The organism is Paenibacillus sp. FSL H8-0104, from assembly GCF_038050215.1.
GTDB lineage: Bacteria > Bacillota > Bacilli > Paenibacillales > Paenibacillaceae > Paenibacillus > Paenibacillus amylolyticus.
In genome coordinates, this window is record NZ_JBBOTC010000001.1 from 85,491 (window position 1) to 97,351 (window position 11,861).

4 protein-coding genes, 1 tRNA gene and 3 rRNA genes are annotated in these 11,861 nt (G+C 47.9%); all 8 read left to right on the forward strand.

Annotation, left to right across the window (positions count from 1 at the left end; genetic code table 11):
- The first annotated feature begins 429 nt into the window (after positions 1-429).
- A 16S ribosomal RNA gene (locus NST38_RS00410) occupies positions 430-1,982 on the forward strand.
- A 309-nt stretch (positions 1,983-2,291) separates the two neighbouring features.
- A 23S ribosomal RNA gene (locus NST38_RS00415) occupies positions 2,292-5,217 on the forward strand.
- Between the two features lie 76 nt (positions 5,218-5,293).
- Positions 5,294-5,410 (forward strand): 5S ribosomal RNA (gene rrf, locus NST38_RS00420).
- Together the 16S, 23S and 5S rRNA genes form the textbook arrangement of a ribosomal RNA operon.
- Before the next feature lie 367 nt (positions 5,411-5,777).
- On the forward strand, positions 5,778-7,235 hold the full coding sequence (gene guaB / locus NST38_RS00425) for an IMP dehydrogenase (RefSeq protein WP_036607306.1): 1,458 nt from the start codon (positions 5,778-5,780) through the stop codon (positions 7,233-7,235).
- A 416-nt stretch (positions 7,236-7,651) separates the two neighbouring features.
- The gene (locus NST38_RS00430; protein WP_076254813.1) at positions 7,652-9,040 is read left to right on the forward strand and encodes a D-alanyl-D-alanine carboxypeptidase family protein; all 1,389 of its coding nucleotides are present in this window, start codon (positions 7,652-7,654) and stop codon (positions 9,038-9,040) included.
- Between the two features lie 216 nt (positions 9,041-9,256).
- On the forward strand, positions 9,257-9,847 hold the full coding sequence (gene pdxT, locus NST38_RS00435; RefSeq protein WP_076254815.1) for a pyridoxal 5'-phosphate synthase glutaminase subunit PdxT: 591 nt from the start codon (positions 9,257-9,259) through the stop codon (positions 9,845-9,847).
- 273 nt (positions 9,848-10,120) lie between these two features.
- Entirely contained in the window at positions 10,121-11,404 is a 1,284-nt protein-coding gene (gene serS, locus NST38_RS00440; RefSeq protein ID WP_341343759.1) for a serine--tRNA ligase, read from the forward strand.
- Positions 11,405-11,600: 196 nt separating this feature from the next.
- A tRNA-Ser gene (locus NST38_RS00445) sits at positions 11,601-11,689 on the forward strand.
- Positions 11,690-11,861: the final 172 nt, after the last annotated feature.

The following is an 11,861-nucleotide window of genomic DNA, read 5'->3' on the forward strand; positions in this document are numbered from 1 at the left end:
GGACGTGTGTATGAACTTGCTAAGTTGGGAGAATACCATATGTACGTCCGTATTAGATCAAACCGATTGTTATTATAGTTTTAAAAAAAGACTTGCATTCAATATCTGTACATGGTATATTCTAAGTCCGGCCAAGAAAACACGGTTTACACGGTGCGGCAAGCAAATGAAATAAGCTTCGAAAGAAACTTAAAAAAAGAGCTTGCAAAGTTGGTTTGGATGTGATAAGATATAAAAGTTGCTGAAGAGAACAACATTCGGTAACAAAATAAGTTTGATCTTTGAAAACTGAACAACGAGTGAGTAAACATTCTGCTTGCAGAATGAACGCGAAAGTTTGAGACAAGCCTTGGCTTGAATCGGCTGGAGCACAAATGAGATTTTTAATCTCGTCAGATTCAAAATGAGCTTATCGCTCTTTTCAATACTTTATTGGAGAGTTTGATCCTGGCTCAGGACGAACGCTGGCGGCATGCCTAATACATGCAAGTCGAGCGGACTTGAAGAGAAGCTTGCTTCTCGGATGGTTAGCGGCGGACGGGTGAGTAACACGTAGGCAACCTGCCCTCAAGTTTGGGACAACTACCGGAAACGGTAGCTAATACCGAATAGTTGTTTTCTTCGCCTGAAGGAAACTGGAAAGACGGAGAAATCTGTCACTTGGGGATGGGCCTGCGGCGCATTAGCTAGTTGGTGAGGTAACGGCTCACCAAGGCGACGATGCGTAGCCGACCTGAGAGGGTGATCGGCCACACTGGGACTGAGACACGGCCCAGACTCCTACGGGAGGCAGCAGTAGGGAATCTTCCGCAATGGGCGAAAGCCTGACGGAGCAATGCCGCGTGAGTGATGAAGGTTTTCGGATCGTAAAGCTCTGTTGCCAGGGAAGAACGCTTGGGAGAGTAACTGCTCTCAAGGTGACGGTACCTGAGAAGAAAGCCCCGGCTAACTACGTGCCAGCAGCCGCGGTAATACGTAGGGGGCAAGCGTTGTCCGGAATTATTGGGCGTAAAGCGCGCGCAGGCGGTCATTTAAGTCTGGTGTTTAATCCCGGGGCTCAACCCCGGATCGCACTGGAAACTGGGTGACTTGAGTGCAGAAGAGGAGAGTGGAATTCCACGTGTAGCGGTGAAATGCGTAGATATGTGGAGGAACACCAGTGGCGAAGGCGACTCTCTGGGCTGTAACTGACGCTGAGGCGCGAAAGCGTGGGGAGCAAACAGGATTAGATACCCTGGTAGTCCACGCCGTAAACGATGAGTGCTAGGTGTTAGGGGTTTCGATACCCTTGGTGCCGAAGTTAACACATTAAGCACTCCGCCTGGGGAGTACGGTCGCAAGACTGAAACTCAAAGGAATTGACGGGGACCCGCACAAGCAGTGGAGTATGTGGTTTAATTCGAAGCAACGCGAAGAACCTTACCAGGTCTTGACATCTGAATGACCGGTGCAGAGATGTACCTTTTCTTCGGAACATTCAAGACAGGTGGTGCATGGTTGTCGTCAGCTCGTGTCGTGAGATGTTGGGTTAAGTCCCGCAACGAGCGCAACCCTTATATTTAGTTGCCAGCACTTCGGGTGGGCACTCTAGATAGACTGCCGGTGACAAACCGGAGGAAGGTGGGGATGACGTCAAATCATCATGCCCCTTATGACCTGGGCTACACACGTACTACAATGGCCGGTACAACGGGCTGCGAAATCGCGAGATGGAGCCAATCCCAACAAAGCCGGTCTCAGTTCGGATTGCAGGCTGCAACTCGCCTGCATGAAGTCGGAATTGCTAGTAATCGCGGATCAGCATGCCGCGGTGAATACGTTCCCGGGTCTTGTACACACCGCCCGTCACACCACGAGAGTTTATAACACCCGAAGTCGGTGGGGTAACCGCAAGGAGCCAGCCGCCGAAGGTGGGATAGATGATTGGGGTGAAGTCGTAACAAGGTAGCCGTATCGGAAGGTGCGGCTGGATCACCTCCTTTCTATGGAGAATCGTTTCCTGCAACGGAAACATTCAAATAGCAGACTAGATCTGCACAAACTACTCACTCGTTGCTCAGTTTTGAGAGCTCAAACTCTCAAACAGCTTGCTTTTGCATGGAGCTTGTTCTTTGAAAACTAGATATCGAAACGAAACAAACGCGAATTAGAACATTCCTTTTTAGCTGAACTTGTGTTAAACAAGTTTCAATAAAAACGGTAGATTGCACGTACGATGGTATCGAATGGGAGCGACTTTTGGCTTTGCGCAAGCAAACCAAGGGAAGCGAGCAGTCGAAACCGGAGAACGAGGTTAAGCTACTAAGAGCACACGGAGGATGCCTAGGCGCTAGGAGCCGATGAAGGACGTGGCGAACAACGAAACTGCCTCGGGGAGCTGTAAGCAAGCTTTGATCCGGGGGTGTCCGAATGGGGAAACCCAGCTGGGGTAATTTCCAGTTACTCATAACTGAATACATAGGTTATGTAGAGGCATACCAGGGGAACTGAAACATCTAAGTACCCTGAGGAAGAGAAAACAATAGTGATTCCGTCAGTAGCGGCGAGCGAACGCGGAGAAGCCCAAACCAGAGAGCTTGCTCTTTGGGGTTGTGGGACGTCTCACATGGAGTTACAAAGGAACCGGTTAAGCGAAGAGGTCTGGAAAGGCCCGCCAAAGAAGGTAAAAGCCCTGTAGTTGAAAGTTGGTTCCCTCCGAGACGGATCCCGAGTAGTGCGGGGCACGTGAAACCCCGTATGAATCCGGCAGGACCATCTGCCAAGGCTAAATACTTCCTAGCGACCGATAGTGAAGCAGTACCGTGAGGGAAAGGTGAAAAGCACCCCGGAAGGGGAGTGAAATAGAACCTGAAACCGTGTGCTTACAAAAAGTCAGAGCCCGTTTTAGGGGTGATGGCGTGCCTTTTGTAGAATGAACCGGCGAGTTACGTTCCCGTGCAAGGTTAAGGTGAAGAGCCGGAGCCGCAGCGAAAGCGAGTCTGAATAGGGCGACTTAGTACGTGGACGTAGACCCGAAACCGGGTGATCTACCCCTGTCCAGGGTGAAGGTGCGGTAACACGCACTGGAGGCCCGAACCCACGCATGTTGAAAAATGCGGGGATGAGGTGGGGGTAGCGGAGAAATTCCAATCGAACTCGGAGATAGCTGGTTCTCCCCGAAATAGCTTTAGGGCTAGCCTCGGAAAACAGAGTCGTGGAGGTAGAGCACTGATTGGGTGCGGGGCCCGCAAGGGTTACCAAGCTCAGTCAAACTCCGAATGCCATAGACTTACTTCCGGGAGTCAGACAGTGAGTGCTAAGATCCATTGTCAAAAGGGAAACAGCCCAGACCATCAGCTAAGGTCCCCAAGTGTGTGTTAAGTGGGAAAGGATGTGGAGTTGCACAGACAACCAGGATGTTGGCTTAGAAGCAGCCATCATTGAAAGAGTGCGTAATAGCTCACTGGTCGAGTGACTCTGCGCCGAAAATGTAACGGGGCTAAACACACCACCGAAGCTATGGCTTGATGCTTTGCATCAGGGGTAGGGGAGCGTTGTATAAGGGTTGAAGGTGTACCGTAAGGAGCGCTGGACATTATACAAGTGAGAATGCCGGTATGAGTAACGAAAAGATCAGTGAGAATCTGATCCGCCGAAAGCCTAAGGGTTCCTGAGGAAGGCTCGTCCGCTCAGGGTAAGTCGGGACCTAAGGCGAGGCCGAAAGGCGTAGTCGAAGGACAACAGGTCGAAATTCCTGTACCACCGTAAGCCGTTATGAGCAATGGGGGGACGCAGTAGGGTAGTGACGCGGACTGATGGATGTCCGTCTAAGCAGTAAGGCTGATGTGTAGGCAAATCCGCACATTGTAAGGCTGAGCTGTGATGGGGAGCGAAAATTATAGTAGCGAAGGTCATGATCTCACACTGCCAAGAAAAGCCTCTAGCCAGGTGATGGTGCCCGTACCGCAAACCGACACAGGTAGGCGAGAAGAGTATTCTAAGGCGCGCGGAAGAACTCTCGTTAAGGAACTCGGCAAAATGACCCCGTAACTTCGGGAGAAGGGGTGCCCCGGTAGTGTGAATAGCACGAGGGGGCCGCAGTGAAAAGGCCCAAGCGACTGTTTAGCAAAAACACAGGTCTGTGCGAAGCCGTAAGGCGAAGTATACGGGCTGACGCCTGCCCGGTGCTGGAAGGTTAAGGGGAGTGGTTAGGAGCAATCCGAAGCTGTGAACCGAAGCCCCAGTAAACGGCGGCCGTAACTATAACGGTCCTAAGGTAGCGAAATTCCTTGTCAGGTAAATTCTGACCCGCACGAATGGCGTAACGACTTGGGCGCTGTCTCAACGAGAGATCCGGTGAAATTTTAATACCTGTGAAGATGCAGGTTACCCGCGACAAGACGGAAAGACCCCATGGAGCTTTACTGCAGCTTGATATTGAATTTGGGTACGATCTGTACAGGATAGGTGGGAGCCTTTGAAACGTGAGCGCCAGCTTGCGTGGAGGCAACGTTGGGATACCACCCTGATCGTATCTAGGTTCTAACCTGGTACCGTAATCCGGTGCGGGGACAGTGTCAGGTGGGCAGTTTGACTGGGGCGGTCGCCTCCTAAAGAGTAACGGAGGCGCCCAAAGGTTCCCTCAGAATGGTTGGAAATCATTCGAAGAGTGCAAAGGCATAAGGGAGCTTGACTGCGAGACCTACAAGTCGAGCAGGGACGAAAGTCGGGCTTAGTGATCCGGTGGTACCGCATGGAAGGGCCATCGCTCAACGGATAAAAGCTACCCTGGGGATAACAGGCTTATCTCCCCCAAGAGTCCACATCGACGGGGAGGTTTGGCACCTCGATGTCGGCTCATCGCATCCTGGGGCTGAAGTAGGTCCCAAGGGTTGGGCTGTTCGCCCATTAAAGCGGTACGCGAGCTGGGTTCAGAACGTCGTGAGACAGTTCGGTCCCTATCTGTCGTGGGCGTAGGAAATTTGAGAGGAGCTGTCCTTAGTACGAGAGGACCGGGATGGACGTACCGCTGGTGTACCAGTTGTTCCGCCAGGAGCACCGCTGGGTAGCTATGTACGGACGGGATAAACGCTGAAAGCATCTAAGCGTGAAGCCCCCCTCAAGATGAGATTTCCCAGTATGTAAGACCCCTTGAAGACGACGAGGTAGATAGGCTGGGGGTGGAAGTGCAGCAATGCATGGAGCTGACCAGTACTAATCGGTCGAGGGCTTATCCAATAGCAAGTTGTAATTCGCATGTTTCGTTTCGAATCTAGTTTTCAGAGAACAACAACTCTGAAATGTAAGCTATGCGTTTGGTGGCGATGGCGGAGGGGTTCCACACGTACCCATCCCGAACACGACCGTTAAGCCCTCTAGCGCCGATGGTACTTGGACCGCAGGGTCCTGGGAGAGTAGGACGCCGCCAAGCAAAGAACCACTGCCGATGTTATTCGGTGGTGGTTTTTATTATATAGTTTTATTATGCAGTATGGGATTAAAATACAGATTGAATTTGGTGATTTCTCAGCACAATAGGATGTGTACAGGTAACGTTATTCGATACGAATTGACGTTTTTTTGCGTAATAACTAGACTTGTCCGCTCTGGAAAAACAGTTGTGTTCATCAGGCAATACACCTGATATAACCAAGTACTTTTCCTTGACAGTCTAAATATCGCTTTGCTAAGATGGCAATAATAAATTTTTCAGAAAACGTATTTTCGGCGTAAAATACAGCCTGGAATCTTCGGGTTTTGGACCGTAAAGCTGAGCAAACATAAGGAGGAACACTTGCGTGTGGGAAGATAAATTTGGTAAGGAAGGCCTCACCTTTGATGATGTATTGCTAGTGCCACGGAAATCCGAGACACTGCCTAAAGAAGTAGATGTATCTATTCGTTTGAGTGATACTGTAAAGCTAAATATTCCTTTGATCAGTGCGGGTATGGATACGGTAACTGAAGCGACATTGGCTATTGCTATTGCACGTGAAGGCGGTATCGGTATTATTCATAAAAATATGTCGGTTGAACAACAGGCAGAAGAAGTAGATCGTGTTAAACGTTCGGAGAGTGGTGTTATTACGAATCCATTCTCACTGACGGCAGATCATCTGGTATCTGATGCGGAAGCAGTAATGGCGAAATATCGGATCTCCGGTGTACCTATTATTGAAGGAGATCAGAAGCTGGTTGGTATTTTGACCAACCGCGATCTGCGTTTTATCCATGATTACGGCATCAAAATTAGCGAAGTCATGACTCATGAGAATCTGGTTACCGCTCCTGTTGGCACTACACTGCAAGAAGCTGAAGGTATCCTTCAGAAGCACAAGATTGAGAAACTTCCATTAGTTGATGAGACAAACACGTTGAAAGGTCTTATCACGATTAAAGATATTGAGAAAGCCATTCAATTCCCTCATGCAGCCAAAGATGCTCAAGGACGTTTGTTGGTTGGTGCAGCGATTGGTATTTCCAAAGATACATTTGAACGTGCAGATGCTTTGGTACAAGCTGGTGTCGACCTGATTACGGTAGACTCGGCTCACGGACACCACATCAATATCATTGAAGCTGTACGTCAGCTTCGTGAACGTTTCCCTAGCCTGACCATCGTTGCAGGTAACGTCGCTACTGGCGCTGCCACTCGTGACCTGATCGAAGCAGGGGCTTCGGTAGTCAAAGTGGGTATTGGTCCAGGTTCGATTTGTACAACACGTGTTATTGCTGGTATTGGTGTACCTCAAGTAACTGCAGTGTACGATTGTGCAACAGTGGCACGTGAATATGGAGTTCCGATTATCGCGGATGGCGGAATTAAATATTCTGGTGAAATTACGAAGGCACTGGCTGCAGGCGCACACGCGGTGATGCTGGGAAGTTTGTTTGCCGGCACAGCAGAAAGCCCGGGAGAAACTGAAATCTTCCAAGGACGTAGCTACAAAGTATACCGCGGTATGGGTTCAATGGCTGCAATGAAACAAGGTAGTAAAGATCGTTACTTCCAAGATGATGACAAGAAACTGGTTCCGGAAGGAATCGAAGGTCGTGTCGCTTACAAAGGACCATTGTCTGATACGATCCACCAACTGATTGGTGGTCTGCGTTCGGGTATGGGATACTGTGGTACAAGTAACTTGGAGCAACTTCGTAACGATACAGGCTTTATCCGAATTACAGGTGCGGGACTGCGCGAAAGTCATCCCCATGATGTACAGATTACCAAAGAAGCACCTAACTACTCGTTGTAATCTGAAGAGAGTTAATCATTTCCAGGACAGGCTCGGTGATTTTCACCGGGTCTGTCTTTTTTTGCAGATACCCCTGTGATAGAATAGAACAAGCGGTGACGATCCATGGATGGATTAAGGCGTTGCGGCGGCTTTTTGACGTGAATCTATGAATATGGTTTTGAAAAGCAAATGCAGTGCCAGAAAAGGCTGCCAGGTAAACAGAAGCGCGGACGTCCTTTTACATAAGCATTTGCAAAATGCGGACTAAGTGACAATCGATAACGAACTTTAGGAGCAATAATATTGCTCGTTCGATACAGCGCATATAGCACACATCTCATACATCAAACACACAGATTAGGGAACAAGAAAATCGCAGCATAAGCTGCACTGAAGCAATTAATAATGCTTTGGATCGAAGGGAGTATTCATCATTGAAAGCCAAACACATGAATAAAAAGAAACGCCAAATGCTCAAAAAGAGCGTAGCCTCGGTAATGCTAATTAACATGCTTTGCATGTCTGCAGTAATGCCGGTCATGGCTGCTGCGGACAACTCCAGTCAGGTTCTGACTGCTGCGGCAACAACAACGAAGACGGAGAAAGCCGTAAAGGTGCCTGGGGTAGACTCACTTGGGCTTGAGGTTAGATCAGCGGTGCTAATGGAAGCCTCAACGGGACAGATTCTACTAAATGTCGATGCGGATAAAGCGATGCCACCTGCAAGTATGACCAAAATGATGACAGAGTACATTGTCGCCGAACAAGTCAAACAAGGTAAATTCGGTTGGGACGATATTGTAACTGTTAAAAAGAATGCTGCACAAAGTATCGGGTCGCGAATTTTCCTCGCGGAAGGTGACCAGCACACAGTTAAGGATCTCTATATTGCTATGGCTGTTGGCTCTGCCAATGATGCTACGGTTGCTTTGGCTGAACATGTTGCCGGTTCGGAAGAAGCTTTCGTGAAAATGATGAATGATGAAGCGAAGCGTATGGGCATGAAGGATACGTTCTTCATAAACTCTTCGGGTCTCGACCGAGCAGATATGCCTGCTGATTTCCGCCCAGCTGAAGACAAGGAAACGGTGATGTCCGCTCTGGATGCTGCAATTCTATGCCGATACATCATTATGGATCACCCGGACTACACAGAATTTACAACGATTCAATCCTACAAGTTCCGTCCCAATGATAAAGCTCCAATTATCAATTACAACTGGATGCTGGAAGCGAATAAAAATATAACCAATTTCAAAAGCTATGCCTATGAAGGTCTGGATGGAATGAAAACAGGCCATACCACGAACGCAGGTAATAACTTTACAGGTACAGCAGAACGTAACGGTATGCGTCTAATTAGTGTTGTTATGGGCACAGATTCGGAATCCGCACGTTTCAGAGAAACTAAAAAGGTATTGGACTATGGATTTAACAACTTTGAAGTGAAACAGGCTGTTGCAGGCAAGACCAAAGTGACGGGCTGGGAAGCGGTACCTTTGAAAAAAGGGAAAGAAACAACCGTTCCTGTTGTAACAGATAATGCGGTAAGTTTTGTTGTTCCCAAAGGTACTCAGAACCTGGATGTGACATTCAAAGCCAACGTAACTGAGGCTGACAAGCTGGTAGCACCACTCAAGGCAGGTACGAAGGTTGGTACGGTAACGTACACGTATAAAGCAGAGGGAATTGAGCCACAGGAAAAAACAGTGAACTTGATCACTGCTGAAGAGGCTGAAAAAGGCGGATGGTTCCGTTTGTTCTTCCGTGCTGTGAAGGATTTCTTTGTGGATCTTTTTGACGGAATCAAAAACCTGTTCTAAGCCTTAGCAAACTTCATGGAAAGAGTATGATCATGATTTTAAGCTTACATGGTCATATCATTGACAAAATACAAGTTATTCCGACCGGATGGATTGTATATTTACAATTTTTCCGGTAAAATATCAAGTTAGAATTCACGTATGATGAAGTGAAAAAGTACAATGTTCGTTTACCGTATGCAAGATCGTGGCTGGTAAGAGAAGGGGAATGAGCGTATGAAGATCGGCGTTTTAGCACTTCAAGGAGCTGTCACAGAGCATATTCGAAGTATTGAACGTGCTGGAGCAGAAGGTATAGCTATCAAACAGGTTCAGCAATTGGAGAACTTGGATGGTCTTATCCTTCCTGGCGGGGAAAGCACGACGATCGGTAAACTGATGCGCAAGTATGGGTTTATGGATGCCATTCGGGCGTTTGCTGCTGAGGGCAAACCGGTATTTGGTACCTGTGCTGGCTTGATCGTTATGGCTAAACACATTGCAGGGCAAGAAGAAGCTCATTTGGAGCTAATGGATATGACTGTATCCCGAAATGCATTTGGACGGCAGAGAGAGAGTTTTGAGACGGATTTGCCAGTCAAAGGCATTGAGGAGACGGTAAGGGCTGTATTTATACGGGCGCCCTTGATCGAGAGTGTCGGAGACCAGGTGGAGGTACTCTCCACATACAAGGATGAGATTGTTACGGCTCGTCAGGGACATTTGTTGGTTTGCTCCTACCATCCGGAATTGACGGATGACTATCGTCTGCATACTTATTTTGTAGACATGGCCAGATCCTACAAACACACGGTAGACTCTAAATAATGCATGATGTACAACCTATGATCTCCCGGTCATCGGATCACTTCACCAGAAGCCGTGTAAGGCCACTGGTTGGCAGTTGCATCTGAACGGATGCCTGATGTTGCCTGTATCTGCTTCATAGCGGGAATCGCAGCGGAGGGTGACAAGGGGGATATAGGTTGTTTTTTGGGTTACAGGTTCCGATAAGTATATAGTAAGGTGTATACAGTAGAGTTTTGAGAATGGATCTAACATAAGGCTTCACGTTGTGAGGTTATTTAGGAGGGGTATATCGTGCTTGATGTGAAAATATTGCGGAATGAGTATGCACGTGTAGAAGAAGCATTGACTAAACGTGGCAAATCGCTGGATCTTATCGCTGGATTTACCGAGATGGATGCCAAGCGTCGGGAGTTACTTCAAGAGAGTGAAACACTGAAGAGTCGTCGGAATACGGTCTCCGCGGAAGTTGCTAGACTGAAGAAGAATCGTGAGAATGCTGATGATCTGATTGTGGAGATGCGTGAAGTGTCTGATCGAATCAAAGCCATGGACGAGGAAGTTCGGGAACTGGAAGTGAAGATCAATGATCTCACAATGGCGATTCCGAATATTCCTAACGAAAGTGTACCTATTGGAGCTTCTGAAGACGACAATGTTGAGATTCGTCGTTGGGAAGAGCCGAAGTCATTTACTTTTGCACCAAAGGCACACTGGGAAATTGCGCAGGATCTCGATATTCTTGATTTTGAAGCGGCTGCCAAAGTAACAGGTTCCCGTTTTACCTTTTATAAAGGTCTGGGCGCACGTCTGGAACGTGCATTGATTAACTTCATGATGGATCTGCACAGCGATCAACATGGATATGAAGAGATTCTGCCTCCATACATCGTTAATCGGGACAGCTTGTTTGGAACAGGTCAACTGCCTAAGTTCGAAGAAGACCTGTTCAAGTTGAAAGATACCGAATATTATCTGATCCCTACTGCTGAAGTTCCGGTAACGAACTATCATCGCGAAGAGATTCTGAATGTAGATCAATTGCCTAAGCACTTCGTGGCATACAGCTCTTGTTTCCGTTCTGAAGCCGGTTCGGCTGGACGGGATACACGCGGCTTGATTCGTCAGCATCAATTCAACAAAGTAGAGCTGCTCAAGCTCTCTACTCCAGAGACTTCGTATGAAGAGCTGGAGCAAATGACTCAAAATGCGGAGCGTGTGCTTCAATTGTTGGGCTTGCCGTATCGCGTCCTGACATTGTGCACGGCAGATATGGGCTTCACTTCAGCTAAAACGTATGATATTGAAGTATGGTTGCCTGAGAGCGACACTTATCGTGAGATTTCTTCGTGCTCCAACTGTGAGGACTTCCAGGCACGTCGTGCCAATATCCGTTTCCGCAGAGAGCCAAAAGCCAAACCGGAATTTGTTCATACATTGAACGGGTCAGGATTGGCTGTTGGACGGACGGTAGCCGCTATCCTGGAGAACTATCAACAGGAAGATGGTACGGTTGTCATTCCTGAAGCATTACGTCCTTATATGTGCGGTGCAAGTGTGATCGCACGTCGCTCTTAAGTAAGAGTTAGCTAACCATCCTCATCAAGAGGAATACAAATTCAATCCGTCATTTCGGAATGGCGGATTGGAGTGTTTTGTATAACTGAGGTAATTGTCTGATAAAGGATCATCAATTTTAATATAAAAGGTTGCATTATAATGTCGAGATGTGGTATGATACTTTTTGTGGCAAGTTTATAAAAGTTAATTCCCTGGAGAGGTACCGAAGCGGTCATAACGGGGCGGTCTTGAAAACCGTTAGGGGGCAACTCCACGTGGGTTCGAATCCCACCCTCTCCGCCATACTACACTTATAACAAGGATTCGAGCGATCTCGCTCGGGTCCTTTTTTGCGTTGTGAGTTTGTTCAACGTAGTGAGCATACAGGTTGGTGACCAATGTATATGTTGCATAGTACAACGTTATATTTTGAATAAGGCTAATATGTATAAAAACATCTTCATCGCCGCACTTT

What these genes read in the sequence shown, in the direction of transcription:
- pdxT (WP_076254815.1), top strand. Translation starts at nt 9,257, where the DNA reads ATGAAGATCGGCGTTTTAGCACTTCAAGGAGCTGTCACAGAGCATATT.